The sequence below is a fragment of the Methylobacterium sp. J-088 genome (assembly GCF_022829295.1).
Lineage (GTDB): Bacteria > Pseudomonadota > Alphaproteobacteria > Rhizobiales > Beijerinckiaceae > Methylobacterium.
Genome location: NZ_JAKSYH010000016.1, coordinates 10,810 through 36,702 on the forward strand (window position 1 = coordinate 10,810; position 25,893 = coordinate 36,702).

Genomic DNA, 25,893 nt, shown 5'->3' on the forward strand with positions numbered 1-25,893 from the left:
CTTCTCCGAGCCGGGGTTCGTTGCGTTCGACCAGGAGCCTCATCCGTATTCGCCCTCGCGCGTCGGGTAGATCGGCCGGACAGACGAGGCACGCCGCGTTTCGCTGCACGCACAAGCTGGCGACCTAATCACGAAAGCGTGATCGACTGGCTGCTCGGACCTCGCATTTCGTTACAGTCCGAATTGATATTCGAGACATTCATGCCGACGAGACCCATGTCCAAGCGGCTACAGTCGTCCAACCGTTTGAATCCCGGCGGGTATGCCCGCCGCGTCAAACCGGCTCGATCACGTGGCGCTGCCGGACCGGTCGCCGCCTGACTCCGCGCGTGGAAACTCTCTCCTTCGCGGCTCGGGGGACGGACGGCGCCGGCTTCGAGAGCTACCGGCGCCTTTACGGCATCGGCGCCGATGTCGAGCCCGCCGAAGGGCCGTTCCGCGCCGAGGTTCGGATCCGGCGTTTCCGGCGGATGATCCTGTTCGAGCGGGAACTCGGCGGCCTGCTGCACATGCGGGGCCCCGGGCGCGTGCGCCATGACGGCTTCGACCACATCACGCTGCACCTCCTGTTGTCCGGCGATCTCACCGGCGGCCCCCTCGGCGCCGGCCATCGCCTGCGGCCGGGCGAGATCATGGTGGTGGATACGCGCCGACCGCACTGGACGCGGGTTGAACGGGCCCGGCTGATCACCGTCCAGCTCGCCCGCGAGGTGGTCGAGGCCTCGGTCAGCGATCTGGAACCGGTGCACGGGATCGTCCTGCCCGGGGCCGCTGCCGGACTGCTGGCCGACTTCACCGCGTCCCTGGTCCGCCGGGCGGACGATCTGCCCCCGGTCGCGGTGGAGCGTGCAGCCGCCACGGCGGCCGAACTCCTTGGCCTCGGCTTGAGCGTCGCGACGGCCGCGCCGCTGGCCCGCCTCCTCTCGACCGAGGCGTCGCAGCCGCTGCGTCGGATCCGGGCCGAAGCCTATATCGATGCGCACTTGGCGGACCCGAATCTGAACAGTTCGGCCATCGCGGCTGGGATCGGAGCCTCCCGGAGCAGCCTGTACGCGGTCTTTGCCGACGAGGGTGGCATTGCCCGCTTCATCCAGAGACGACGGCTCGAACGCCTGCGCGCCGCCCTGCGCCGTTCCGACGACGGCCGGCCCGTCTCGGCCCTCGCCCACGCGCACGGCTTCGCGGACGAGAGCGGGTTCAGCCGCGCGTTTCGGGCCGCCTTCGGAATGCCCCCCGGCCGGTACCGCGCCGCCATGCGGGACGCGCGAGAGGACCGGTCCGGAGATGGGCCGACCGACGCCGTGATGGTCCGCTGGACGAGCGAACTGTATTGATGGCCGACCTGGAACGTCGTTCCGCGCCGCTCGGCCTGTCGGAGCGGCAGATGGTGATCCTGCTCGCGGCGACGCAGCTGCTGGCGTTCAGCGACCGCTTCCTGATCACCCTGGTGGCGCAGCCGCTGAAGCTGGACCTCGCCCTCTCGGACGCGCAGCTCGGTATCCTGCAGGGATCGGCCTTCGCCCTCCTCAACGCGGCCGCCATGCCGTGGGCCGGGGGCGTCGCGGATGCCGGGCACCGGAGGATCCTGCTGATGGCCAGCGTTCTGGCCTGGAGCGCCGCCACCCTCGCCTGCGGGCTCACAACGAGTTTCGCGGTTCTGCTTGCCGCCCGGGCCTTCCTGGGGCTCGGGCAGGCCGCGGTCGCGCCCGCGGCGTTGTCGCTGATGGCTCATCGCCTGCCGCGGCGCAGACTGGGGCGTTCGGTGGCGCTCCTGACCGCGGGGGCCAGTCTCGGCCGCAGTCTCGCCCTGCTGGCGGGCGGAGCGGTGCTGGCCGGGCTGACGGCGGCGCACGACCTGAATCTCCCCGGCTACGGACCGCTCCATCCCTGGCAGGCGCTCTTCCTGCTCGCCTGCCTGCCGAACATCGCGCTCCTGATCGGTCTCCGGCGGGTGGTCGAGCCGCCCGCGGCGCCGCAGGGCGAGGGGCGGCCGGCCCTCGCCTGGGTTGTCCGCCATCGCGCGGCCTACGGACCGCATTTCGGCGCCGCCGCAGCGGCCGTGCTGATCGGGCAGACCCTGACCGCCTGGGCGCCGACGTTCTATGTGCGCGTCCACGGCCTGACGCCGGCCGAGGCTGGCTTGCGGCTCGGCCTCGTGGTGCTCATCGCGGCGCCGGTCGGTCACCTTGCGGGCGGGCGTTGGCTCGACCATGCGCGGGCCTTCGCGCCCCGGCGGGCCGCCTCCTACGGGCTCGCCCTGGGCTTGGCGGCTGCACCGGCCTGCACGGCCGCGATGGTCTTCACGACCGACCGCGCGATGTCGCTGGCGGCATTCGCAGGGCTCGTGGCTGTGCTGGGCTTCACTTCCCCATCCGCCCTGGCGGGCCTCCAGCTCCTCACGCCGCGGGCGCTCCGCGGCCGTGTGAGCGCCGCCTTCGTGGCCGGGGTGACCCTCGTCGCCTTCGGGGCGGGGCCGGCCCTCGTCGGGGTGATCAACGACCGCGTGGTCGGCCCGGCCCAGGTCGGGACGGCGATGCTGGCCGTGTTCGGCGTGGCCTCCCTGATCGGGATCGCCCTCGCCTTGGCGGCACGCCCGCTCGCTGGCCGTCGACGGGCTTGGCCTTAGGCCGCGCGCCTCCGCAACCGCAACACGAAGCCGATCACCTCGGCCACCGCGCGGAAATGCTCGGCGGGGATCTCGCCATCGATCTCCACGGTGGCGTGGAGCGCCCGGGCCAGCGGCGGGTTCTCGATCACCGCGACGCCATGCTCGGCCGCCATCGCGCGGATGCGCAGCGCCAGCGAGTCGACGCCCTTGGCGACGCAGATCGGCGCCGCCATGCCGGTCTCGTAGCGCAGGGCGACCGCGTAGTGGGTCGGGTTGGTCACCACCACGGTGGCGGTCGGCACGGCGGCCATCATCCGCTTCCGCACCCGGGCCATACGCAGCTGTCGCATGCGTCCCTTCACCTCCGGGTTGCCGTCCGACTCCTTCATCTCCTGCTTCATCTCTTCCTTCGACATGCGGTGGCGCTTGCGCCAGCGGAACCGCGCGTAGAGGGCGTCGCCCAGGGTGATCGCGAGATGCACGCACAGCATCCCGGCTAGCAGCCGCAAGCTCAAGGAGAGGATTGCCGGCAAGGCTGCACCGGGGTCGAGCTGGACGAACACCTCCAGCCGGTCGCGGTCGTTCCACAGAACCACGCCGCCCACCACGCCGACGGTGCAGATCTTGGCCAGCCCCTTGCCGAACTGGAACCACGCCTCGATGCCGAGCAGGCGCTTCATCCCGGCCATGGGCGAGAGCCGCTCGAATTTCGGCATCAGCGTCTCGGCGGTGAACACCAGCGGGTGCTGGAGCAGCCCGGCGGCGAGCCCCGCGACCACGGCGAGGCCCACCGGGATGGCCACCGCCTGCAGCCAAAGCCACAGCGCCCGCACGGCCGCGGCCCGCATCGCGGTGGCGTCGTCCGGCAGGGTGTGGGCGTTGGCGAGGTAGGCGCGAAGCCCGTACAGCAAGTTCTGCGCGATGCTGGGTGCCGCCAGCATCAGCGCGAGGGTGAAGGCCCCCAGGATCGCGAAGGTGTTGATCTCGGTGCTGGTCGCGACGTCGCCGCGCTCGATCGCCTGATCCAGGCGCCGTTGGGACGGCTCCTCGGTCTTGTCTTCGTCGTCCGCGCCCTCGGCCATCCCGCGGCTACCTCAGCGCCCGATCGATTCGGCGAGGTATCGGCCCATATCGTCCAGGAAGACGCCCATCATCACGCCGAGGCAGCCCATCAGGATCACGACGCCCGCCAGTACCGAGGCCGGGACCGCCAAGGCGAACACCTGCAATTGCGGCATCAGGCGCGACAGCACGCCGAGGCCCAGATTGAACAGGATCCCGAACGCGATGAACGGCCCGGAGATCTGCATCGCCAGGGTGAAGCCGCGGGCGAGCGCCCGGGTCGCCAGCGCGAGCGCGTCCGAGAAGGCCGGGACCCCGTCCGGGGGCAGCACGTCGTAGCTCCGCGCCAAGCCCTCGATGGCGAGGTGGTGCAGATCGGTGGTGAAGATCAGCGTGATGCCCAGCAGCGACAGGAAGTTGCCGATCGCCACCTGCTGGCCGCCCTGGCTCGGATCCACGGTCATCGCGTAGGACAGGCCGATCTGCGCCGCGATGATCGTCCCGGCCGTCTGGAGGGCCGCCAGCACCATCCGCACCGAGAGGCCGAGGACCAGCCCCACGATCGTCTCCCCGAACAGGAGCCCGATCAGCCGCGGCCCGGCGAGACCCTCCGTGCCGCCGAGCAGCGGGCGCACGGTCGGGAACAGCACCAGGGTGGTGAGCACCGCGAAGGCCAGCCGCAGGCGCGGCGAGACCGACTGTTCGCCGATCCCGGGCATCAGCATGATCAGCGTGCCGACGCGGGCGAAGGTGATCAGGAAGGCCGAGGCAATCCCGGGCAGGAGGAGGTTCATCGCCGCCCCCCTGACACGCGGATTGCGCCGCTGTCGTGGCCTGGACAGATCTCATCCGCCCGTCGCGATGCGGGCGGCGATGCGGGTCATGTAGCCCGCCATGGCGTCGCCGATGAAGGGCAGCATCAGGAGCAGCACGGCGAACACCGCCACGACCTTGGGCACGTAGATCAGGGTCTGCTCCTGGATCTGGGTCAGGGCCTGGACCAGCGAGACCGCGAGGCCCACCGCGAGGGAGACGAGCATCAGCGGTCCGGCGATCTTCAGGAACACGAAGATGCCGTCGCGGGCGACATCGAGGATGGCAAGTCCGGTCATGATGAGGACGGATCCGAAGGAGGACAGGTGACGGTTTCAAAAGGTCGTCGACCTTTTGCGGGTGCAGGGCTCCGCCCCGATACGCCGCCAAAGGGCGTAGCCCTTTGGGATCCCACGTCAGATCTGCATCCGCATGATCTCCTCGTAGGCGGAGATCATGCGGTCGCGCACGGCGACCATGGTCTGGAGGGCGGTCTCGCTCTCGGCGACCGCAGTGACCACATCCACGACGTTGGCCTTGCCGGACGCGGCAGAGACCGCCTGGGCATCGGCCCGGCGCCCGGCATCGCCGACGTTCTCCAGCGTCTTGCCGAGGAACTGCATGAAGTCGGTTCCAGTCTCGGCGGTCGACTGTACCTTGGGAACGGGCCGGCCTGAGGCGATGCCCTGGACGGCGGCGTAGGCGCCCGCCGCGAAGTTGCTCGAAGCCATCGCTATCGCTCCTGCCCGATCACTTCAGGATGCCGAGCGTCTGGGACAGCATCTTGCGCGTGGCGGTGATCATGTTGAGGTTCGCCTCGTAGGAGCGCTGGGCCTCGCGCAGGTCCATGTTCTCGACCAGCGCATTGACGTTGGGCATCTGCACCTCGCCCCGTGCGTTGGCCGCCGGGTTGCCGGGCTCGAACTTGGTCCGGAAGGCGGACGGGTCGCGCCGGACGCGGCCCGCCTCCACGAGCCGGGCGCCGGTCTCGTCGTCGAGATGGCTGGTGAAGCTCGGAATCTTGCGCCGATAGGGTTCCGCCCCCACCGAGGGCGGCGCGGAATCGGCGTTGGCGATGTTCTCGGCGATAATCCGCATCCGGCCCGACTGAGCCTTGAGGCCGGCCGCCGCCACCGCCATCGACTTGCTGAATTCCATGGCTCAACGCCCTCCTCTCGCCGCGTCTGGGCGGCCGACGTCAGCTCTTGCCGATGGCGATCTTCAGGGTGGTCAGGCTGTGCTGGTAGAGCGAGGCGGCGAGCTGATAATCCGATTGGTTGTCGCCGGCCTTCATCATCTCGTCCTCGAGATTGACCCCGTTGCCGCTCGGGCGGATCTCGAACCCTTTGGCGCGCTTGGCCTCAGCGCCGCCGCCCTGCCCCGCGGGCGCCAGATGGGCCGGGCTCGTCAGGGCCAAGCTGGTCGAGCCGGAGGCCAGAGCGCCGGTCGTCCGATCGAAGCGCGGCTCGACGAGGTCGCGGGGCTTGAACCCCGGCATGTCGGCGTTGGCCACGTTTTCCGAGATCAGTCCCTGGCGTGCCTGGGCCCATTGCATCCGGGTGCGCAGCATGCCGAGCACGGGCAGGTCGGTGAGGGCCAAGGTCGCCTCCGGTCGGGCATCGCCGCGCCGGAACGAGCGGGCTCGGCAAAAACTGCCGTGCGCATGGTTAACGCTGCGTTAAACCCAGGGTCGATGCCGCTGCGGTCGACGCGCCGGATTCCGGATTCGACGCGTCGGGACGCAGCGACGGGCCCGGGGAAGTCCGTTCTTCCAAAGCCGATACGGCGGCAGAGCGCTTCAATTCACGTCGTATTGTGTTGATGGCGTTGGTTTAAAAGGTCTGTTAACGACCCCTTAACGCCGTTTGCCTTGCAGCCCCTCCGGCGTGGTATGGACTCGTCCTTGCCGGGCGCGGACCAGCGGCGGCCGGAACGTGCGAGTGCGTAACCTTGCGATGGCTGCAATCCGTGTTCGGTTCTGACGGCTCCCCCATCGTTCAATATGTCGTGATTTTCGCCGTCATCTTCACGGCGCTGGCGGCGATCGTCTTCACGGTGCGGCGGCTCACGGGGCGGACCCTGGCGCTGCCCGGGCGGAACGGCGGCCGCGGGCGGCAGCCGCGGCTCGGCATCGTCGACGTGTACGAGCTCGATCGCGCCCGCCAGCTGATCCTGCTGCGTCGGGACAATGTCGAGCATCTGCTCCTCGTGGGCGGGCCCAACGACGTCGTAGTCGAGCGCAACATCCAGCGCAGCCAGCGCCCCCTGACGGAGGCGTCCCTGAGGGCGGACGCAGCGCCGGACGCCCTCGACGAACCGCTGTCGGATCCTCTGGTCCAGGGCGGCCGCCTGTCCGAGCCGTCACGCGCTCTGCCCGAGTTGTCCGGGCTGCGCGCCGAGCCGCTGTTCGATCCGGGCTTCGAAATGCCCGTGGTCGTGCCCTCGCCCATCCCGCGGTCCGGGGCGGGGCCGACCGTGAGTCTGCCGCTCGATCCAGCGCTGCTCGGCGGCGATGAGCCCGGGCAGGACGTCTCCGAACCGCTCTCGCCGCTGGTGCCTGCGCCTCCTCAGAAACTCCCCGAACCCCTGCGTGCGCCGGTTCGCGAGCCGGTCGCTCCGCGCCGGGTCCTGAGCCGGACTGCGCCGCCGCTGGTCGATCCGCGGCCCGGCCCGGCCTCGGAGCGCGCCTCCGATCCGGCGCCCGCCGTGGATCAGACGGCCCGGCCGGCGCCAAGCCTCGCAGTTCCGTCCGAGCGCCGGAGCGTCGATCCGGCGATCCTCTCGGACATGGCCCGGCAGCTTCAGGCGGCTTTGTCGCGTCCCTCGTCGGCGGTGACCCCGGCCCCGCTGCTCAACGCGGCCTCGGCCCCGGACGACGGTGTCGATCCGATGGCCGCCGCGATGGCGACCACTCCGCCGGTCTCCGCGACGCCGCCCGAACCGGTGCTGCCCCCGGCCGTCGACATGCCTGTCGACGAGCCCGCCCCGCCGAGCATTGTGGCTGCAGCTCCGTCGGTCTCGGTGGTTCAGGCTCCCGCACCCCCTCCTCCTGCGCCGCCTTCACCTGCACTCCCTTCTCCTGCGCCGGCCGTAGCCCGGCCCGAGCCGAAGGCGCCGCCCACGTTCCGGCCTCCGCCTCCGCCCGAGCCGTCCTTACCCGCGCCACGCCCCGACGCGAAGACGTCGGGAAATCCCTTCTCCGTGGAGGAGATCGAGGCTGAATTCGCCCGGCTGTTGGGACGTCCGCTCGACAAGCGGAGCTGAGCCGTCCGGTCCGACCCTTCGGCCGCGACCACACGGCGGTAACGCGGCGTTAACCCTCTTCGGGAACGCTCGGGTCTGGAGGATGACCCGATGCTCTCTCTCAACGCCGAGACCGCCCGCCGCAGCCGCGCCTACCGCGCGTTCAAGCTCGATCGTGCCGGCCGCGTCGCCTCGGCCGAGATCGTTGCGGCCGAGGACGATGGCCACGCGCGGCGACAGGTGCGTGCCATGGCTGAGCGCAACACGATCGAGCTCTGGGAGCGGACGCGGTTCCTCGGCCGCTTCGAGCCTGCCGGATCGGCACGGAACTAGTGCTCTGACGCATTCACTTCGTTCATGCGAGTGAGCACTAGAACTTTGGTTTTGCATCAATTTTCCAGACTCGGCTGACGCCTCCGTCTGGATCGATGCACTAGCGGCCCGCCGTCTCCGGCATCGCCAGCACGGCGAGGAAGCTGAGGATCGCCGCGACCCCCAGGTAGATCCCGACGAAGCCGATCCCGCCGATATTCACGAGTTCCTGGGCGATGTAGGGCGCTCCGGAGGCGCCCAGGATTCCCGCCAGGTTGTAGGTGACCGAGGCGCCGGTGTAGCGGACCCGGGTCGGGAACAGCTCGGGCAGCACGGCGCCCATCGGGCCGAACACCCAGCCCATGGATAGAAGCGCGAGGCACAGGAAGCCGAGGACCGGCGGCCACGTGCCGGTGCCGGCGGCATGGCCGAGCATCGGGCCCATCAGGAATCCGAGCGCCAACACCGCGGCCATCCCGGACAGCAGCACCGGCCGGCGGCCGAACCGGTCCGCGGCGGCGCCCGAGACCACGATGCCGAGCGCCATGAAGCAGACCGCGATGCACTCGAACAGCAGGAAGGTCGGCCGCGCGTAGCCGAGCGTGCCGGTGCCATAGCCCAGTGCGAATACGGTCGAGAGGTAGAACACCGCGTAGACCGCCACCATGGCGAAGGTGCCCATGAGAACCGCGCGCCCGTGCTGCGTCAGCATGGTGGCGAACGGCACACGCTCCGGCCGGGCCTGGCTCAGGGCAGCCTTGAAGGCCGGCGTCTCGGTGAGCTTCAGGCGGACATAGAGCCCGACGCCCACGAGCGCCGCCGAGGCCAGGAACGGCAGGCGCCAGCCCCAGCTCTGGAAGCTCTCGGGCGTCAGGCCAAAGCTCAGTGCCAGGAAGCCGAGATTGGCCAGGATGAACCCGACCGGGGCGCCGAGCTGCGGAAAAATCCCGTACCAGGCCCGCCGGCCGGGCGGCGCGTTCTCCACCGCCAACAGGGCCGCGCCGCCCCATTCGCCGCCGAACCCGATGCCCTGGCCGCAGCGCAGGATGCAGAGCGCCGCCGGTGCCCACCAGCCGGCGGTGGCATAGCTCGGCAGGCAGCCGATCAGGACCGTGGACAGCCCCATGATCAGGAGCGAGGCCACCAGGGTCGCCTTGCGGCCGACCCGGTCGCCGAAATGCCCGAACAGGGCCGCGCCCACCGGCCGGGCGACGAACGCGATCGCGAAGGTCGCGAAGGCGCTGAGCTGCTGCACGCCGGGGGCCCCGGCCGGAAAGAAGACCGGGCCGATCACGAGCGCGGCGGCGGTGGCATAGATGTAGAAATCGAAGAACTCGATCGCCGTGCCGACGAAGCTCGCGGCCAGGATGCGCCCGGCGCTGGGCGGGGTGGCGGTCGCGTCGGCGCTTTCGACGGTCTGCAGCATGGCGGCGTTGCGATGTATCTTGACGGCAAACAGGATTGCGGCGCTTTCGCACGGGGCGGCGCCCGCGGGAACCCCGAAAGCGCGTCCGGTGCAGGTCGCCTGTGCGATGCACCGGCGCCGGCCTTGCGTTCGCCGGCCCCCTTCGCCAAGCTAATCGGCCCTAATCCGCGCGGGACGCCGGCCGCCGCGCCGTCCCTACCAGTCGAGTTTTGCGATGAGAGTCACTGTCGAGCGCGCGGCCCTGCTCAGGTCGCTCGGCCACGTGCACCGGGTCGTCGAGCGCCGCAACACGATCCCGATCCTGTCCAACGTGCTGCTGCGCTCGGAAGGGTCCGGTCTCCAGCTGCGGGCGACCGACCTCGACATCGAGGTCACCGAGAGCGTGCCGGCCGATGTCGCCGATCCGGGCGCCACCACGGTGCCGGCGCACGTGATCTACGACATCGTGCGCAAGCTGCCCGACGGCGCGCAGGTCTCACTGGAGACCGGTGGCGAATCCGGCCAGATGACGATCCGCTCCGGCCGCTCGCGCTTCGCGCTGGGCGCCCTGCCGGAGGGCGACTTCCCGGATCTGGCCGCCGGCGAGATGCCCCACGGCTTCGAGATCGCCAGCGCCGACCTCAAGCGCCTGATCGACAAGACGCAGTTCGCGATCTCCACCGAGGAGACGCGCTACTACCTGAACGGCATCTACCTGCACACGCTGGAGACCGAGAACGGCCCGGTGATGCGGGCGGTGGCGACCGACGGGCACCGGCTCGCGCGGGTCGAGATCCCCGCCCCCCAGGGCAGCGTCGGCATGCCGGGCGTGATCGTGCCCCGCAAGGCGGTGGCCGAGATCCAGAAGCTACTGGACGACGGCGGCGAATCAGTCGCGGTCGACCTGTCGCCGGCCAAGATCCGCCTGCGCTTCGCGGGTGGCCTGACGCTGATCTCGAAGCTGATCGACGGCACCTTCCCGGATTACCAGCGGGTGATCCCGGCCAACAACGACAAGCGGCTCACCGTTCAACGCGACACCTTCGCCAAGGCGGTGGACCGGGTCTCGACGATCTCCTCGGAGCGCGGCCGGGCCGTAAAGCTCGGCCTCGCCGAGGGCCGCCTCGCTCTGTCAGTGAATAACCCGGATTCCGGCAGCGCCACCGAGGAGCTCGACGTCGATTACGAGGCCGCCAACCTCGATATCGGCTTCAACGCCCGCTACCTGCTGGACATCACGGCGCAGCTCGAAGGCGACACCGCCCTGTTCAAGCTCGCCGACCCTGGCTCGCCGACCCTGATCCAGGACCGCGAGGGCGCCCCGGCGCTCTACGTGCTGATGCCGATGCGGGTGTAAGGCGGCTGCCATGCCGAGAACCGTCGTCCTTGATTCGGTGCAGGCGGCTTCGCTCGATCGCCTGATCGCGGCGGGGCGTCATGGCTCGCCCGAAGAGGCGATCGCCGCCGGTGTCGCGTTGCTGCTCCGGCATGAGGACCATCCTGCGACGCTCCAAGAGTCTTGGCACGAGGGCGTCGAGAGTGGCGACTATCAACCCCTCGATGCCACGTTGGACGCCTGGGAAGCGCGCTACGGCGCCATGGAAAAGGCCAATCCTTGACGCCTGTCGTGGTGGCGCGGCGAGCCCGGGCGGATCTGCGAGGGGATTGGTGATTTCATCGCCGCCGACAATCCCTCGCACGCCCGCAGCTTCGTCTCGGACCTGCGCACCCGGTATCAGGCCCTCGGCAGGCAACCCATGATGGGAAGACTCGCGCCGGAGGTTGCGCCAGACGTCCGGATCCTCGTATTCCGGTCTTTCCTCATCCTCTATCGCGTCTTCGACGACCGGATTTCGATCGATCGCGTCGTGCATCCAGCCCGTGATCGCTCCACCTTGCCATCCAATGAGTGACTCCGACACGGCCGGCAGCGCGCGCGTCACGCGCCTGATCGCCCGCGATTTCCGCAACCACGCCGATCTCGAGCTGAACCCTGCCGCCCGCTTCGTCGCGCTGGTCGGGGAGAACGGGGCGGGCAAGACCAACCTGCTCGAAGCGCTCTCGCTGTTCGTGCCGGGCCGGGGCCTGCGCCGGGCCGAGTTCGCCACCATGGCGCGTGCCGGGGGCCCGGGCGGCTTTGCCGTGTCCCTCACCCTGGACCGGGACGGGGCCGAGCACCGGCTCGGCACTGGCCTGGAGCCGCCGGGCCCGGACGGGCGCACGAGCCGGCTCTGCCGGATCGACGGCGCCGCCGCTTCCTCGCCCATCGCGTTCAGCGAGTTCCTCCGGGTGGTCTGGCTGACGCCGGATCTCGACGGCCTGTTCCGTGGCGCGGCCGGCGATCGGCGCCGGTTCCTCGACCGGCTCGTGCTGGCGGTCGATGCCGGTCACGGCGCGCGGGTCTCCGCGATGGAGCGCGCCCTGCGTTCGCGCAATCGCCTGCTGGAGGACCGGCCCGACGACGACCGCTGGCTCGACGCGGTGGAGCGGGAGGTGGCCGAACTCGGCGTCGCCGTGGCGCTGGCCCGCCGGGAGACCGCGGAGCGGCTGGACCGGCTGATCGCCGAGACCCGGGACGACGCGCAGCCCTTCCCCTGGGCCTCGATCCGCCTGGAGGGCGACCTCGACGACCTCGTGGCGGTCTGGCCGGCGATCGAGGCGGAGGACCGCTTCCGCCTGGCCCTGCGCAACGGCCGCAACCGGGACCGCGCGGCGGGCCGTACGCTGATGGGGCCGCAGACGAGCGACCTCGTGGTCCGCCACGGTCCGAAGGACGTGCCGGCGGGAACCGCATCGACCGGCGAGCAGAAGGCCCTGCTGATCGGCCTCGTCCTGGCCCATGCGCGCTTGGTGCGCGCCATGAGCGGCATCGCCCCCGTGATCCTCCTCGACGAGGTGGCGGCGCATCTGGATCCGCGCCGCCGCGCCGGGTTGTTCGAGGCACTGGAGGCGCTCCCGGGTCAGGTCTGGATGACCGGCGCCGACCCGGACGCCTTCGCGCGGGCCGGCGACCGGACCGAGGTGCTGCGAATCGGAGCCTGATCCTCAGGCCGCCCGGATCGTGCTCAGGAAGCGGGACACCTCGGCGCCGAGGTGCTCGGACTGGCGGGACAGCTCGCCGGCCGCGCCGAGAACCTGGGAGGCGGCCGCACCGGTCGCCTCAGAGGCCTGGGCCACGCCCACGATGTTGCTGGTCACCTGATCGGTCCCGGTGGCGGCCTGGGCGACGTTGCGGACGATCTCCTGGGTCGCCGCACCCTGCTCTTCCACGGCGGCCGCGATGGTCGTGGCGACCCCGTTGATCTCGCGGATGCGCGCCGCGATCGTGTCGATGGCCGAGACCGCCTGCCCGGTCACCCCCTGGATCTGATTGATTTGCTGGCTGATCTCCTCGGTGGCCTTGGCGGTCTGGCTGGCCAGCTCCTTCACCTCGGCCGCCACCACGGCGAAGCCACGGCCGGCCTCGCCGGCGCGAGCCGCCTCGATCGTGGCGTTGAGCGCCAGAAGGTTGGTCTGGCCGGCGATGTTGGAGATCAGCCCGACCACCTCGCCGATGCGGCTCGCCGCCTGGCTCAGGTCCTGGACGAGGTGCTGGGTCTGATCCGCCTCGCCCACCGCGGTCTGGGCGAGGTTGGCCGAGCCGAGCACCTGCCGTCCGATCTCCTGAACCGAGGAGCCCAGTTCCTCGGCGGCGGACGCCACGGTCTGGACGTTGGCGGAGGCCTCCTCGGCCGCCGCCGCGACGGTGGTCGACTGGCTTGCCGTCTCGGTGGCGCTGGCCGTCATGGACTGGGCCGTGGTTTGCAGCTCCGTGGCCGAGGACGAGACCATTCCGACGATGCCGCCGACTGCGCGCTCGAACCCATCGGCCAGTTCCAGCATGGTGCGCCGCCGCTCCGCGGCCGCCACCTCGTCGGCCAGGCGCTTGATCTCGGCCTCCTCGGCGGCCTTGCGGGCGACCAGGGCCTTGATGCCCTCGACCGCCTTGCCGACCGCGCCGATCTCGTCCCGGCGGGCGGCCTCCTTGATCTCGGCGTCGATCTCGCCCTGCGCCATGCGCTGCAGGACTTCGACCAGGCTATCGAGCGGGCGGGTGATGCCGAGCACCGCGATGAAAACCGCCGCCAGCAAGCCCGCCAGCATCCCGAGGCCGCTGACGGCCATCAGGGTCTGACGGGTGGCGTTGGTCTGGTCGGTCAGGTCGTCCGAGCCCTTCTGCATATAGGCGGCGATCGCCTCGGCGAGCGCGTTGCCCTCCGCCAGCATGCTGGAGAAGTTCGGATCGATCGCCGTATGGATCAACGCGACGGCCTGCTCGTTCTGGTTGCTGGTGCCGAGCCGGCGAACCTCGCTCACGTCCGTGACGTAACGCTCGATGCCGACCGTCAGCGCGTCGATTCGGGGCGCGAAGGTCTCAGCATGCGACCGCAGCGTTGGGAGCAGCGCCTTCATCTTCGGCAGGGCGGCCTCGAAGCCCCGGTTGGCGTTCTGCATCTGGGCGGGCTCGGTCTCCGCGATGACGCGATACACCCAATAGTTAAGTTCAACGATCAGGCGGTTGAGCTGGCGCACCTCCGCGACGGCCGACGCCTCGTTGCTGATGAAGCGGGAGTATCCGTCGTCGATCTTGGTCATCTGCGCTTGGGCATACCAGACGCAGCTTCCGACGAGCAGACTGATCAGCAGGATGACGGCTGCCATCTTGGGCAGGATCTTAATATTGGATAGGCGTAACACAGCTTTCAACCTTCCGATCGACCTCGTTGACAGACGGGTGCGGGGCTGCCGCGTCGTCGTTGTCAGATAGTAAAAAGATCTTAATAAATAATTCTTGTCAAGGCGTAGTCTGAAATATTTTGTATGGGATATTAATTGTGATAATCAGTCATTTGATGCTGCGACTGAATATAAATGCAAACATATCCTGCACTTTATGTAGTATTACAATCCGAGAAATTTTTGTGTTCGTCTGATATATTTGAGACTGATTTTCGAATGGATGCAATTGGAAAGCATCTTCACTGGTGCAGCCAACATCCCGCGCCGAAGGCGGGCACCGCCGGCGACCGAACGTCTCCGCCATGGCGCGCCGGTCTTTTTTGCGGACGCCGGGGCGCCACATAGGGGGCGGCACGCAGAACGCGCGTGCGCACGGAACTCTCAACGCATGTCCAAGCCGGTCCACGCCATGATTCGCGTCCTCGAAGAAGAGCGCGCGCGCGACTATTACGCCCGTGCCTTCGGGCTCGAAGTGTCCGACCGCTTCGACTTCCCGGACTTCACCCTGATCTATCTGCGCGACCCCGCCTCGCCGTTCGAACTGGAACTCACCGTCAACAAGGGGCGGGACAAGCCCTACGACCTCGGTGACGGCTACGGCCACATCGCCTTCGTGGTCGACGATGTCGAGGCCGAGCACGCGCGGCACAAGCGCGAGGGTTTTACGGCGACCGACCTGAAGACGCTCAAGCACGCGGAGGACGTGCTGGCGCGGTTCTTCTTCGCCACGGATCCGGACGGGTACAAGATCGAGGTCATCCAGCGCGGCGGGCGCTTCGCCTGACCGCATCAGACAGACCGAACCCGTCGCGGAATGCACAGCCGAGATCCATGCCGAACAACACTCGACACGAGACCCGTATCGTCTGCATCCGCCACGGGCAGTCGACCTTCAACGCCGCCCACAAGCACGGGGGCGGCGATCCCGGCCTCTTGGACGCCCGGCTGACCGAGATGGGTCAGGCCCAGGCCCGGGCCGCCCGGGACCGGCTGCGGGCGATTCCGTTCGAGCTCGTGGTGGTCTCGCCGCTCACCCGGGCGATCGAGACCGCCGCGATCCTGTTCGGCGACCATCCGGGCCGGCCGCGCGTGCTGGTCGAGGTTCTGCACCGGGAATGCCAGGAGAGCAGCTGCGATGTCGGCCGGGCGGCCTCGGAGATCGCGGCCGAGTTCCCGCATCTCGATGTCGGGCATCTCCCCGAGGTGTGGTGGCACGCCGAGCCGGGCTGCGAGGTCGGCGGCTATCCGGTCGAGCCGCGCCCTCTGTTCGACGCCCGGGTCGCGGCGTTCCGGGAGTGGCTGCGGGCGCGACCCGAGCGCACCATCGCGGTCGTCGGGCACGGCACGTTCTTCTATCACCTCACCGGCACGTTCCTGGAGAACTGCGCCTCGATCGAGCTGGACCTGGACGCCGCGCCGGCCGCGGCCTGATCAAGCCGGGGCGCGCGCGCGCGCCGCATCCAGCCGCTCCCGGGCGCCCGGGAGGGCGATTTCGGGCGCCTGCCGGCCGATCGCCAGGGCCCTATCGAGGATCGCGCAGGCCTCGGTCCAAGTGCCGATGACGAAGGGCGCCGCGCCCTCGGCGACCTCAGCGGCGCAGCGCGCATCCTCCCCGGCCCGTTGCGCGGCCGTGGCCGTTCGGGAGACGGCCGCGGTCAGGGCGCCCTCGCGCCAGCGCCGCGCCCGGGACGCCGCCTGCGCGCGTGCGCCGCCCCGCCACGCGGCCGAGCGCGCCGCCGCGAACGCCGTCGGCCAGTCCGGCGCCCCGGCGCAGGCCTCGGCGTCCTCCGCCATCCCGGCGAGGCTGCAGAGCGGCGCCAGGATGCGCCGGACGCTTTCGAGCGCCACCCGCCGGGTCCGCGCGGCCTCGATCTCCGGTGCGTCGGCGCTGCCGGACAGGCGCAGTACGAAGGCCAGCAGCTGCGTCCGCACGCCGTCCGGCATGGCGTCGTTCAGCCCGAGGGCGTAGGCGGCGATCGGCCGCGAGAAGCAGGGCGGGCAATCCGTGCTGGAGCGGATCGCCCGGTAGGGCAGACCCGCGGCCACCATCGCCGCCTCGTTGATGCAGGTTCCGCCGTCAGGGCCGGGGAAGGGGTGCGATCCGGCAAGCAGGCGCCAGTTCAGGATCGTCTCGAAGTCGGGATGCATCGGCGCGCTCTCCGTCTCGGGCACGCAGCGTGGCACGCAAAGGGATGGTTGGCGAGGCCCCTCAGCCGCCCAAGGCCGGCGCGAGGCCCGAGAGCATCGCCGTGCCGAGCACCAGCACGAAGGCGGCGGCCACCAGTTCGAGGCCGCCGAGCGCCAGAAGGCCGACCCGCCCTCGCCCGCCCGCAAGGCGCAGGGCCGCCCGCTTGGCGAAGACCGCGAAGCCGGCCAGCGCTGTGGTGGTCAACGCCGTCCCCAGCGCCATGGCGAGCACGGCCAGCACGCCCGCCCCGGGGACGCCCTGCGACACCGCGAAGACCAGAACCAGCACCGCCCCCGCGCAAGGGCGCGAGCCAGCAGCCAGGACGACACCGGCCCGCTCGCGCCACGTATCCATCGTCTCAAGGGCTTCCGGTCCGGGCAGGTGGCTGCAGCCGGGCCCGCATCGGGCGTCGAGATGGACCAGGCGCCCGGCCTTGCGCCATGTCAGCACCAGCCCGATCAGGGCGACGAGGGCGAAGCTCGCGGTCTCGATCACGGCGCCGGCCCGTGTGATGCCGGCCGCCGTGGCGTTCAGGATCAGGCTGCCGATCCCCACGATCGCCCCGGCCACGAGTGCCTGAAGCAAAGCCGCGCAGAGGCTCAGCGCGCAGCCGCGCCGGAACGCCCGCTCGCCCGCCAGGATGTACCCGGCGATCACCGCCTTGCCGTGCCCCGGGCCGGCGGCGTGGAACACGCCGTACGCGAAGGCGAGGCCGACCAGCGGGCTCCAGCTGCCGCCGCCCCGCAGCGCCATGACCGCCGCGTTGAGGCTGCGCGAAAAGCTGGCCTGCAGCGCCAGGATTATCCCCCCGAGACCGGTCGCCGCTGGGGCCGCTTCGCGAAAGCCGATGCCGAAGGGCGAGCGCGGCGGCGCGCCGGTGAGGCCGGGCGCCACGAGCCATGCGGTCCCAGCCGCCAGGAGCGCGGCGAGCCCGATGGCCAGCGCCATGAGGCCGAGCCTCACGCCCAGCCGTCCAGCCCCGGCGGGGGCGGCGATCCCGATGCCTAGGGACACGCGACGAGCACCCGGCTTGAGTACTGCACGCCGTAGGTCGAGGCGGCGGTCAACGCCTCGAAGAAGGCCTCGGTCATGCCCGGGGATCCGGCTTCGGCGGTCTTCGGCTGCTCGGTCTTCGGGCGGGTTACGGTGGCGGCGCAGCCCTGCGGCGCGCCGGCCAGCGTCGCGGCTTCGGACCCTTCGGCGAACGAGAAGGCGACGAAGTAGGTCGGGTCGTAGACCTCCAGGGCGGCAACCCCCCGCCCCTGCTGGACCGGGGTCTTGAGCGGCAGCAGGAAGGTCATGACCAGCGCCTTGTCCTCCATGCGGGCCGCCGGCTCCTTCGGATCGGCGAAGGCCTGCTCCTTGCCGCCGACCTTCAGCTTCGTGAAGTAGCCGAACTCGGCGAGGTTGGCGGTGTTCTCGGCCGCGAGCCCGGCGAGTTCGTCGGGGCTGAGCTTGCCGTCCTTGTTGGTGTCGAGGCCCTGCGTGACGAAGGCGGTGTATTCGGGATCGAAGCTCCACGTGTCGCGCACGCCGACGAGCTTGCCGTTCTCGTAGACGAGCTGCGCCTTGGCGGTCACCCAGACGTGCGGGTGCGCGGACGCTCCGGTGGCCGCGCAGGCGAGGATGGCGGCCAGGGCGGCGGCGCGAAGGCTTTGGCAGTGCGCGGCGATCGGCATGGACGGGAGGCGCTCGCGGCAGGAGGAACCGGTGCTCCTTCCTGTCGCCCCGGTTGGGCGAAAGCGAGGCGCTGCGCCTACTCGCCCGCGTCCAGGCCCATGAGCTGGAAGCTCACCCGCAGGTCGTTCGACATCGGGATGTCGAGGCGCTCGCCGTTGGGCAGGCGCTTGAGGAACCAGCGCTCGTAGGTCCAGCGCAAAGCCCGGGACTCGGCGAGCCGCGTGAAGGTCTGCTGCACGATCCCGGCGAGTTCCGGATCGTCCTTGCGGAACATGATTCCGTAGGGCTCGTAGGAGAGCTTGTCGGGCAGGACCGTGTAGTTCGCCCCGTCCTGGGCGTCGGTGGCGATCAGCCCGTAGAGCAGCACGTCGTCGGTGGCGAAGGCGTCGGCCTTGCCGGCCTTCACCATCGCGTAGGAGGCGGCGTGATCGGGAGCCGTCACCACCTGCGCGGCGATCTTCAGCCGGGCGAGCTGGTCGCGCAGGGCCTTCTCATTGGTGGTGCCCGTGGTGACCACCACAATCTTGCCGGCGAGATCCCGGTAGGAGGCGATGCCGGCGCCCCGCTTCACGAGGAGCTGCGTGGCGCTGATGTAATCCACCGGCGAGAAGGCGACCTGCTTGCGCCGCTCGGAATTGGCGGTGGTCGAGCCGCATTCGAGGTCGATCTTGCCGGAGGTCACCGCCTCGATGCGGGTCTCGGCGCTGACCGGGGCATAGCGGATCTTCACGGGCCGGCCGATCGCCGTCTGGACGTCGTCCGCGATCTCGCCGCAGAGATCGAGGGCGTAGCCGATCGCCCTCGGGCTGCCGTCCGGATTCCTGCCGGCCACGAAGGAGAACGGCACCGAGCTTTCCCGATAGCCAAGCACGATCTCGCCGCGTTCGGCGACGCTCTTGAATGTGCCGGTGAGCACCTCCACGGCGGAAGCCGGGGATGCACCCACCAGCGCCAGGATAATCGCTGCCGCGAGACGCATCGTCATCATCCGCTCGTTCGAGGCGCACCTGGGGGTGCCAGCAAGCTCACACATCGTCGACGAAGAGGGCTGGGGGCAACCTCACGCTCCGTCCCCTCTGCGAAATCTGACCCGTCTCAGTATGAAGGACTTCTCCCTCCCCCTTGTGGGGAGGAGAGCGTGCCGCGTCCGACGATCAGGGACCATCGTAGCCTATGGATCAGGCTCCACGACGAGACCTGTCCCGTTACTCCGCCGGCGACGGCACGGTCCCCATATGGTCGAGCCGCTGATCCGTGGCGGTGAGCTGCCCCTCCCATTTGGCCACCGCCACCGTGGCGACGCTGTTGCCGAGCACGTTGGTGGCCGAGCGGCCCATGTCGAGGAACTGGTCGATGCCGATGATCAGCAGCAGTCCCGCCTCCGGGATGTTGAAGTGCGACAGCGTCGCCGAGATCACCACCAGCGAGGCGCGCGGCACGCCGGCCATGCCCTTGGAGGTCACCATCAACAGCAGCAGCATCGTGAGCTGCTGACCCCAGGTCAGCGGGATGTTGTAGGCCTGCGCGATGAACATCACCGCGAAGGTGCAGTACATCATCGAGCCGTCGAGGTTGAACGAGTAGCCCATCGGCAGCACGAACGAGGTGATGCGGTTCGGGACGCCGAAGGTCTCGAGGTTCGTCAGCATCTTCGGGTAGGCCGCCTCGCTCGACGCGGTCGAGAAGGCGAGCACGAAGGGCTCCTTGATCAGGTTGAACAGCCGCACGATGCCGCCGCCGCCGAGCAGCAGGAAGCCGACGCCCATCAGCAGGGCCCAGAGCACGCCGAGGCCGATGTAGAACTCGATGAGGAACTTGCCGTAGGTCACCAGCACGCCGATGCCCTGCGTGGTGATCGTGGCCGCGATGGCGGCGAACACCGCCACGGGGGCGAACATCATCACGTAGCCCGTCACCTTCAGCATGACGTCGGCCACGCCCTCGATGCCCTTCGCAAGGAGTTGCCCCTTCTCGCCGAGCGCCGCGAGGCCCACGCCGAAGAAGATCGAGAAGACCACGATCTGCAGGATCTCGTTGTTGGCCATCGCCTCGACGGCGCTCTTCGGCACGAGGTGCGTGACGAATTCCTTGAGCGAGAGCGAGGCTGCTTTGAGGCCCGTGCCGGCGCCGGCATCGGGCAGCGGCAGATTCAGGTTCACGCCCGGCTGCATGAGGTTGACCAGGACCAGGCCCAGCATCAGCGAGCAGAACGAGGCGCCGACGAACCAGAGCAGCGCCTTGCCGCCGACCCGGCCCACGGAGGCGGTGTCCCCGAGATGCGCGATCCCCACCACGAGCGTCGAGAACACCAGCGGCGCGATGATCATCTTGATCAGCCGCAGGAACACGTCGGAAATCAGCGCGATGTAGCCGGCGATCTCCTTCGCCGTCTGTGGATCCGGCCAGGTGATGCTGCAGGCATAGCCCACCGCGATCCCGAGGAGCATCCCGATGAAGATCATCGTCGTGAGTCGTGAACCCTTCATCGGACGGCTCCTCGCCTTGGCGCGGGATGCGGGATGAACGCATCTTAAAGTTCGTTAACGTGACGCAGGAATTGCGCCATGCGCAAGCCCATTCGGGGGGCGTGACTCGAGTCTTCGACTGTTTTCACGCGACGCTTCCACGGGGATGAAACCAGTGGCCCGCGTGCTACGGCTGCGGTACGGGACTTGCCCTGCCAAGCTGCCTGCTGTTTCAACAGGCGGCCCGGAACCTGCGCGCGAGAGTACATGGACGTCTTCGTACAGCAGCTCATCAATGGGCTGACGCTCGGCTCGATCTATGGTCTGATCGCCATCGGCTACACGATGGTGTTCGGCATCATCGGCATGGTGAACTTCGCCCATGGCGACGTCTTCATGGTCTCGTGCTTCATCGCGCTGATCACCTTCCTGCTGCTGACCACTTGGCTCGGAATCAGCTCGATCGCGCTGGCCTTCCTGGTAGTGCTGGTGGTCGCCATGGTACTGACCGCGCTCTGGGGCTGGGCGATCGAGCGCATCGCCTACCGACCCTTGCGCGGCTCGTTCCGGCTGGCGCCGCTGATCTCGGCGATCGGCGTGTCGATCTTCCTGTCGAACTTCGTGCAGGTGGTGCAGGGCGCACGCAACAAGCCAACCCCGCCGATGTTCTCGGGCGGCATCACCCTGTTCGAGCGCGACGGCTACGCGGTGTTCCTGGCCTGGAAGCAGGTGCTGATCATGGCGGTGACCGCCGTGCTGCTCACCGGCTTCTGGTATCTCGTGCAGCGCACGCCGTTCGGCCGGGCGCAGCGCGCCTGCGAGCAGGACCGCAAGATGGCGGCGCTCCTGGGCATCGACGTCGACCGCACGATCTCGCTGACCTTCGTGCTCGGCGCCGCCCTGGCGGCGGTCGCGGGCGTCCTCTACCTGATGTACTACGGCGTCGTGTCCTTCTCCGACGGGTTCGTGCCCGGCGTGAAGGCGTTCACGGCGGCGGTGCTGGGCGGGATCGGCTCGCTCCCCGGGGCCGTGCTCGGCGGCCTGATCATCGGATTGATCGAGACCTTCTGGTCGGCCTACTTCTCCATCGAGTACAAGGACGTGGCCGCCTTCTCGATCCTCGCGATCGTGCTGATCTTCATGCCCTCGGGCATCCTGGGCCGGCCCGAGGTCGAGAAGGTCTGATGGCTGCCTCGCAGACTGCCCTTCCCGGCTCCGTCATGGCCGGCATCCTGCGCGACTGCGCCCTCTACGCCCTCGTCGCCTTCGGCCTGTGCGTGCCGATCATCGCCTACCGCACCGATCCCGGGCCGGGGACAGATCTGGTACTCGTGCCGCGCTGGGGTCTGGTGGCGGCGCTCTGCGCGGCGGTCTTCGTGCTTCGCCTCGTCCAGCGGCTCGTGCTGCTGCGCCGGGATGCCCGGCGGGCTCTGACCCCCGCCCCGACCCAGGCGACCGAGGCGGTCCACGGCGAGCCCGACGCCGGCCAGAAGAACTCGAAGCTCGGCCTCTGGCTGTTCGTCGCCGTCGCGCTGACCCTCCCGATCCTCTCCACCCTGGCGACCGGCGGCCTGTCCTCGGCGCGCTACTGGATCGATCTCGGCATCCTGATCCTGACCTACGTCATGCTCGGCTGGGGCCTGAACATCGTGGTCGGCCTCGCGGGGCTGCTCGACCTCGGCTACGTCGCCTTCTACGCGGTCGGCGCCTATTCCTACGCGCTTCTGTCGACAACCTTCGGCCTGTCGTTCTGGATCTGCCTGCCGCTGGCCGGCCTGTTCGCCGGCCTGTGGGGGATGATCCTGGGCTTCCCCGTCCTGCGCCTGCGCGGCGATTACCTCGCCATCGTGACCCTGGCCTTCGGTGAGATCATCCGCCTCGTGCTGATCAACTGGACCGACGTGACCGGGGGCGGGGCCGGCATCTCGTCGATCCCCCGGGCGACCTTCTTCGGGATCCCGTTCACGGCGGGCGACGACGGATTCGCCGCGACCTTCGGCATCCCGTTCGATTCGATGCACCGGCTCGTGTTCCTGTACTACCTGATCCTGGGGCTCGCCCTGATCACCAACTTCGTGACCCTGCGCCTGCGTCGCCTGCCGATCGGTCGCGCCTGGGAGGCCCTGCGCGAGGACGAGATCGCCTGCCGGTCGCTCGGGATCGACACGACGGCGACCAAGCTCACGGCCTTCGCGCTGGGCGCGGCCTTCGGGGGTATCGCCGGATCGTTCTTCGCCGTGCGCCAGGGCTTCATCAGCCCTGAGAGCTTCAACTTTCTGGAGAGCGCCATCATCCTGGCGATCGTCGTGCTCGGCGGCATGGGCAGCCAGGTCGGCGTCGCCATCGCGGCCGTGGCGATGGTCGGCGGGCCCGAGATGCTGCGCAACCTCGGCTTCCTGAAGGCCGTGTTCGGCGAGGGCTTCGATCCGAACGAGTACCGCCTGTTGCTGTTCGGGCTCGCCATGGTGGCCATGATGGTCTGGCGACCGCGCGGGCTGATCTCGGAGCGCCTGCCCTCGGTGTCGCTGGGCAAGCGCCGCGCCGTCTCGGGCGCGCATGTGAGCGAGGGGCACGGCTGATGGCGACGCCTCCAGATAGCCGGGCGTCCTCCGCCCCGCCGGTGCTCGCGGTCGAGCACCTGACCATGCGGTTCGGCGGACTGGTCGCAGTCTCCGATCTGTCCTTCGAGGCTCGGCGCGGCGACATCACCGCGCTGATCGGCCCGAACGGCGCCGGCAAGACCACCGTGTTCAACTGCATTACCGGTTTCTACAAACCGACCGAGGGCATGCTGACCCTGGCGCACGCGGACGGCACCACGCATCTGCTGGAGCGGCTGCCGAACCATCAGGTCAACCGCACCGCCCGGGTGGCACGTACCTTCCAGAACATCCGCCTGTTTCAGGGCATGACGGTTCTGGAGAACCTGCTGGTCGCCCAGCACGCGCCGCTGATGCGCGCCTCGGGCTACACGATCCTGGGCCTGCTCGGCCTCAAGACCTACCGGGACGCGCAAGCCGCCGCGATCGAGCGCGCCAAGGCGTGGCTCACCCGCATCGACCTGATGGACCGGGCCGACGACCCGGCCGGCGCCCTGCCGTACGGCGCGCAGCGTCGGCTAGAGATCGCCCGGGCGATGTGCACCGACCCGGTGCTGCTCTGCCTGGACGAGCCGGCGGCGGGCCTCAACCCGCGCGAATCGGCCGAGCTGAACGCGCTGCTGCGCCACATCCGGGACGCGCACGACACCTCGGTCCTTCTGATCGAGCACGACATGTCGGTGGTGATGGAGATCTCCGACCACGTGGTCGTGCTCGATTACGGCCAGAAGATCGCCGACGGCAGTCCCGCCGAGGTGCGCTCCGATCCGAAGGTGATCGCCGCCTATCTCGGCGTCGAGGACGAGGAGGTGGCGGCCGTGGAGGCCGAGGTCGGGATCGGCGTGCCCCACGGCGACGACGCCCATACGGGAGCCTCGGCATGAGCGTCGCCGGCATCAACGTCCTGGTCGAGGAGACCCGGGCGATCCAGGCGGGCCAGAAGCCGCCGCTTCTCGCGGTGCGGGATGTCTCGACCTATTACGGCAGCGTCGCCACCCTGCGCGGGGTCGATCTGGATGTCGCCGCGGGCGAGATCGTCACGCTGATCGGCGCCAACGGCGCCGGCAAGTCGACCCTGATGATGACGATCTTCGGCAGCCCGCAGGCGCGCTCGGGGACGATCACGTATGACGGGCGCGATATCACCCGGATGCCGACCCACGCCATCGCCCGGCTCGGCATCGCCCAGTCGCCGGAGGGCCGGCGCGTCTTCCCGCGCATGAGCGTCTACGAAAATCTCCAGATGGGCGCGGCGCTCCACGATGGGCGCTTCTTCGCCGAGGATCTCGAGAAGGTCTGCACCCTGTTCCCCCGGGTGAAGGAGCGGCTGACCCAGCGCGCCGGCACCATGTCGGGGGGCGAGCAGCAGATGCTGGCCATTGCACGCGCCCTGATGAGCCGCCCGCGCCTTCTGCTCCTCGATGAACCGTCGCTGGGTCTGGCGCCGCTCGTCGTGAAGGGCATCTTCGACGCGATCCGGGAACTCAACCGGACCGAGGGCATGACGATCTTCCTCGTGGAGCAGAACGCCTATCACGCGCTCAAGCTCGCCCATCGCGGCTACGTGCTGGTCAACGGCCGGGTCACGATGAGCGGCACGGGCCGCGCGCTGCTCGACGATCCGAACGTCCAGGCCGCCTATCTGGAGGGGGGCCATACCGGCCCGGTCGGGGCATGACCATGCTGCAGGGGATTCTGTTCGAGGAAGAATCGGCTTGGCTGTTCCTGCTCGTCACCGTGGTGATGGGCGGCTGGGCCGGCTGGATGGCCGCGCGCGGCATCGCCCGGGGCTGGCGGCCGTTCTGGCAATGCGCCCTGGCGCTGCTCCTCGTGGCGGCCGCCGTGCGCTTCATCCACTATGCCCTGTTTTCGGGCACGCTGCTGTCGCCGCACTACTATGCGATCGACGCCGTGGTGGTCATGATCATCGGCGCGGCGGGCTTCCGCTACACGCGGACGCGCCAGATGACGAGCCAGTACCGCTGGCTCTACGAGAAGACCTCACCGCTGACATGGCGCGAACGGGCGCCGGAGGCGGGCGGGGTCCGATGAGTGCGGCCGGATCCGCACGTGCGGTCCTGACGATCAAGGGGAAGTACGCGATGAGATCGATTCTGCTGGCCGGGCTCGCCCTCGGCGCCATGATGGCCGGAGCGCAGGCCGCCGAGGTCAAGCTCGGCATCGCCGCGCCGATCACCGGCAACAGTGCCGCCATCGGCGCGCAGCTCAAGAACGGCGCGAGCCAAGCGGTGGAGGACCTGAACAAGGCCGGCACCCTGAAGGGCACGACGCTGACCGTGACGGTCGGCGACGACGCCTCCGACCCGAAGCAGGGCGTCTCGGTGGCCAACAAGTTCGCCAGCGACGGCGTGAAGGTGGTGGTCGGCGACTACAACTCGGGCGTGTCGATCCCGGCCTCCGACGTCTATCTCGACGCCGGCATCATCCAGGTCACCCCCGCCTCCACGAACGTGAAGTTCACCGAGCGCGGGATGTGGAACACGTTCCGCACCTGCGGCCGCGACGACCAGCAGGGCGCGGTGGCCGGCACCTATCTGGCCGACCACTTCAAGGGCAAGAAGATCGCCTTCGTCCACGACAAGACCCCCTACGGCAAGGGTCTGGCCGACGAGACCCTGAAGGCGCTCAAGGCCAAGGGCGGCAAGGACGTGATGTACGAGGGCATCAACCCGGGCGAGAAGGATTATTCGGCGCTCGTGTCCAAGCTGAAGTCGGCC

At 69.4% G+C, this 25,893-nt stretch carries 29 protein-coding genes; 16 read left to right on the plus strand and 13 right to left on the minus strand.

Going from position 1 to position 25,893, the window contains the following annotated elements; genetic code table 11:
- Positions 1 to 329 precede the first annotated feature (329 nt).
- Positions 330 to 1,334 carry a helix-turn-helix domain-containing protein gene (locus MKK63_RS00645; RefSeq protein WP_243997723.1) on the plus strand — a complete coding sequence of 335 codons (1,005 nt, stop codon included), beginning with the start codon at positions 330 to 332 and terminating at the stop codon, positions 1,332 to 1,334.
- Positions 1,334 to 2,626 (plus strand): MFS transporter, encoded by a 1,293-nt coding sequence (locus MKK63_RS00650; protein WP_243997725.1) that lies wholly within the window; start codon positions 1,334 to 1,336, stop codon positions 2,624 to 2,626. The genes MKK63_RS00645 and MKK63_RS00650 overlap by 1 nt, the downstream gene beginning before the upstream one ends.
- Here the strand turns inward: MKK63_RS00650 and flhB are convergent.
- From flhB to flgB, 6 genes are all read right to left on the minus strand, one after another.
- On the minus strand, positions 2,623 to 3,690 hold the full coding sequence (gene flhB, locus MKK63_RS00655) for a flagellar biosynthesis protein FlhB (protein WP_243997728.1): 1,068 nt from the start codon (positions 3,688 to 3,690) through the stop codon (positions 2,623 to 2,625). The two genes, MKK63_RS00650 and flhB, sit on opposite strands and share 4 nt — an antisense overlap.
- A gap of 12 nt (positions 3,691 to 3,702) precedes the next feature.
- Complete coding sequence (gene fliR, locus MKK63_RS00660; protein WP_243997730.1) at positions 3,703 to 4,464, minus strand: flagellar biosynthetic protein FliR; 762 nt, start codon at positions 4,462 to 4,464, stop codon at positions 3,703 to 3,705.
- Between the two features lie 51 nt (positions 4,465 to 4,515).
- Positions 4,516 to 4,782, minus strand: a complete 267-nt coding sequence (gene fliQ, locus MKK63_RS00665) for a flagellar biosynthesis protein FliQ (protein ID WP_243997732.1) — start codon at positions 4,780 to 4,782, stop codon at positions 4,516 to 4,518.
- Positions 4,783 to 4,899: 117 nt separating this feature from the next.
- Positions 4,900 to 5,214, minus strand: coding sequence for a flagellar hook-basal body complex protein FliE (gene fliE, locus MKK63_RS00670; RefSeq protein ID WP_243920365.1), 315 nt, complete (start codon positions 5,212 to 5,214; stop codon positions 4,900 to 4,902).
- A gap of 19 nt (positions 5,215 to 5,233) precedes the next feature.
- Positions 5,234 to 5,641: a flagellar basal body rod protein FlgC gene (gene flgC / locus MKK63_RS00675; protein ID WP_243920366.1), complete on the minus strand. Its 408-nt coding sequence runs from the start codon at positions 5,639 to 5,641 to the stop codon at positions 5,234 to 5,236.
- A gap of 40 nt (positions 5,642 to 5,681) precedes the next feature.
- Positions 5,682 to 6,083: a flagellar basal body rod protein FlgB gene (gene flgB, locus MKK63_RS00680; RefSeq protein WP_243997734.1), complete on the minus strand. Its 402-nt coding sequence runs from the start codon at positions 6,081 to 6,083 to the stop codon at positions 5,682 to 5,684.
- Positions 6,084 to 6,490: 407 nt separating this feature from the next.
- On the opposite strand from flgB, the gene MKK63_RS00685 reads away from it, so the two are divergent.
- The gene (locus tag MKK63_RS00685) at positions 6,491 to 7,747 is read left to right on the plus strand and encodes a hypothetical protein (protein WP_243997736.1); all 1,257 of its coding nucleotides are present in this window, start codon (positions 6,491 to 6,493) and stop codon (positions 7,745 to 7,747) included.
- A gap of 90 nt (positions 7,748 to 7,837) precedes the next feature.
- On the plus strand, positions 7,838 to 8,059 hold the full coding sequence (locus MKK63_RS00690) for a hypothetical protein (protein ID WP_243997738.1): 222 nt from the start codon (positions 7,838 to 7,840) through the stop codon (positions 8,057 to 8,059).
- A gap of 100 nt (positions 8,060 to 8,159) precedes the next feature.
- Here the strand turns inward: MKK63_RS00690 and MKK63_RS00695 are convergent, their stop codons facing one another.
- The gene (locus tag MKK63_RS00695) at positions 8,160 to 9,464 is read right to left on the minus strand and encodes an MFS transporter (RefSeq protein WP_243997740.1); all 1,305 of its coding nucleotides are present in this window, start codon (positions 9,462 to 9,464) and stop codon (positions 8,160 to 8,162) included.
- A 214-nt stretch (positions 9,465 to 9,678) separates the two neighbouring features.
- Between MKK63_RS00695 and dnaN the strand changes: the two genes are divergently transcribed.
- From dnaN to recF, 4 genes are read left to right on the plus strand one after another with little or no spacing between them, the layout of a single operon-like run.
- The gene (gene dnaN / locus MKK63_RS00700) at positions 9,679 to 10,800 is read left to right on the plus strand and encodes a DNA polymerase III subunit beta (RefSeq protein ID WP_243997742.1); all 1,122 of its coding nucleotides are present in this window, start codon (positions 9,679 to 9,681) and stop codon (positions 10,798 to 10,800) included.
- Positions 10,801 to 10,810: 10 nt separating this feature from the next.
- Positions 10,811 to 11,062: a type II toxin-antitoxin system ParD family antitoxin gene (locus tag MKK63_RS00705; protein WP_243997744.1), complete on the plus strand. Its 252-nt coding sequence runs from the start codon at positions 10,811 to 10,813 to the stop codon at positions 11,060 to 11,062.
- A gap of 45 nt (positions 11,063 to 11,107) precedes the next feature.
- Entirely contained in the window at positions 11,108 to 11,356 is a 249-nt protein-coding gene (locus tag MKK63_RS32135; protein WP_409564461.1) for a type II toxin-antitoxin system RelE/ParE family toxin, read from the plus strand.
- Positions 11,349 to 12,485 carry a DNA replication/repair protein RecF gene (recF, locus tag MKK63_RS00710; RefSeq protein ID WP_243997746.1) on the plus strand — a complete coding sequence of 379 codons (1,137 nt, stop codon included), beginning with the start codon at positions 11,349 to 11,351 and terminating at the stop codon, positions 12,483 to 12,485. The genes MKK63_RS32135 and recF overlap by 8 nt, the downstream gene beginning before the upstream one ends.
- Before the next feature lie 3 nt (positions 12,486 to 12,488).
- Here recF and MKK63_RS00715 read toward each other — a convergent pair whose 3' ends face one another.
- Entirely contained in the window at positions 12,489 to 14,144 is a 1,656-nt protein-coding gene (locus MKK63_RS00715; RefSeq protein WP_409564459.1) for a methyl-accepting chemotaxis protein, read from the minus strand.
- Between the two features lie 466 nt (positions 14,145 to 14,610).
- Between MKK63_RS00715 and MKK63_RS00720 the strand changes: the two genes are divergently transcribed.
- Positions 14,611 to 15,006: a VOC family protein gene (locus tag MKK63_RS00720; RefSeq protein ID WP_243997751.1), complete on the plus strand. Its 396-nt coding sequence runs from the start codon at positions 14,611 to 14,613 to the stop codon at positions 15,004 to 15,006.
- 47 nt (positions 15,007 to 15,053) lie between these two features.
- Positions 15,054 to 15,653 (plus strand): histidine phosphatase family protein, encoded by a 600-nt coding sequence (locus MKK63_RS00725; protein ID WP_243997753.1) that lies wholly within the window; start codon positions 15,054 to 15,056, stop codon positions 15,651 to 15,653.
- Here MKK63_RS00725 and MKK63_RS00730 read toward each other — a convergent pair whose 3' ends face one another.
- From MKK63_RS00730 to MKK63_RS00750, 5 genes are all read right to left on the minus strand, one after another.
- Positions 15,654 to 16,370, minus strand: a complete 717-nt coding sequence (locus MKK63_RS00730) for a hypothetical protein (protein ID WP_243997756.1) — start codon at positions 16,368 to 16,370, stop codon at positions 15,654 to 15,656.
- Positions 16,371 to 16,431: 61 nt separating this feature from the next.
- Positions 16,432 to 17,424, minus strand: a complete 993-nt coding sequence (locus MKK63_RS00735; RefSeq protein ID WP_243997758.1) for a nickel/cobalt transporter — start codon at positions 17,422 to 17,424, stop codon at positions 16,432 to 16,434.
- Positions 17,415 to 18,089 carry a DUF1007 family protein gene (locus tag MKK63_RS00740; RefSeq protein ID WP_243997761.1) on the minus strand — a complete coding sequence of 225 codons (675 nt, stop codon included), beginning with the start codon at positions 18,087 to 18,089 and terminating at the stop codon, positions 17,415 to 17,417. The genes MKK63_RS00735 and MKK63_RS00740 overlap by 10 nt, the downstream gene beginning before the upstream one ends.
- A 77-nt stretch (positions 18,090 to 18,166) precedes the next feature.
- Positions 18,167 to 19,075: an amino acid ABC transporter substrate-binding protein gene (locus MKK63_RS00745; protein WP_243997763.1), complete on the minus strand. Its 909-nt coding sequence runs from the start codon at positions 19,073 to 19,075 to the stop codon at positions 18,167 to 18,169.
- A gap of 220 nt (positions 19,076 to 19,295) precedes the next feature.
- On the minus strand, positions 19,296 to 20,576 hold the full coding sequence (locus tag MKK63_RS00750) for a dicarboxylate/amino acid:cation symporter (RefSeq protein WP_243997765.1): 1,281 nt from the start codon (positions 20,574 to 20,576) through the stop codon (positions 19,296 to 19,298).
- Positions 20,577 to 20,822: 246 nt separating this feature from the next.
- Here MKK63_RS00750 and MKK63_RS00755 point away from each other — a divergent pair, with 246 nt between their 5' ends.
- The 6 genes from MKK63_RS00755 to MKK63_RS00780 form a co-directional block, all read left to right on the plus strand.
- Positions 20,823 to 21,740 (plus strand): branched-chain amino acid ABC transporter permease, encoded by a 918-nt coding sequence (locus MKK63_RS00755; RefSeq protein WP_243920389.1) that lies wholly within the window; start codon positions 20,823 to 20,825, stop codon positions 21,738 to 21,740.
- Positions 21,740 to 23,134: a high-affinity branched-chain amino acid ABC transporter permease LivM gene (gene livM, locus MKK63_RS00760; RefSeq protein ID WP_243997767.1), complete on the plus strand. Its 1,395-nt coding sequence runs from the start codon at positions 21,740 to 21,742 to the stop codon at positions 23,132 to 23,134. Before MKK63_RS00755 ends, livM begins: the two co-directional genes overlap by 1 nt.
- Positions 23,134 to 24,039 carry an ABC transporter ATP-binding protein gene (locus tag MKK63_RS00765; RefSeq protein ID WP_243997769.1) on the plus strand — a complete coding sequence of 302 codons (906 nt, stop codon included), beginning with the start codon at positions 23,134 to 23,136 and terminating at the stop codon, positions 24,037 to 24,039. Before livM ends, MKK63_RS00765 begins: the two co-directional genes overlap by 1 nt.
- A complete protein-coding gene (locus MKK63_RS00770; RefSeq protein ID WP_243997771.1) occupies positions 24,036 to 24,833 on the plus strand; it encodes an ABC transporter ATP-binding protein in 798 nt (265 codons plus the stop codon). Before MKK63_RS00765 ends, MKK63_RS00770 begins: the two co-directional genes overlap by 4 nt.
- Positions 24,834 to 24,838: 5 nt before the next feature.
- A complete protein-coding gene (locus tag MKK63_RS00775; RefSeq protein ID WP_243997776.1) occupies positions 24,839 to 25,207 on the plus strand; it encodes a DUF6867 family protein in 369 nt (122 codons plus the stop codon).
- A gap of 50 nt (positions 25,208 to 25,257) precedes the next feature.
- The coding region (locus tag MKK63_RS00780) for a branched-chain amino acid ABC transporter substrate-binding protein (RefSeq protein ID WP_243997773.1) at positions 25,258 to 25,893 on the plus strand (636 nt) is incomplete at its 3' end.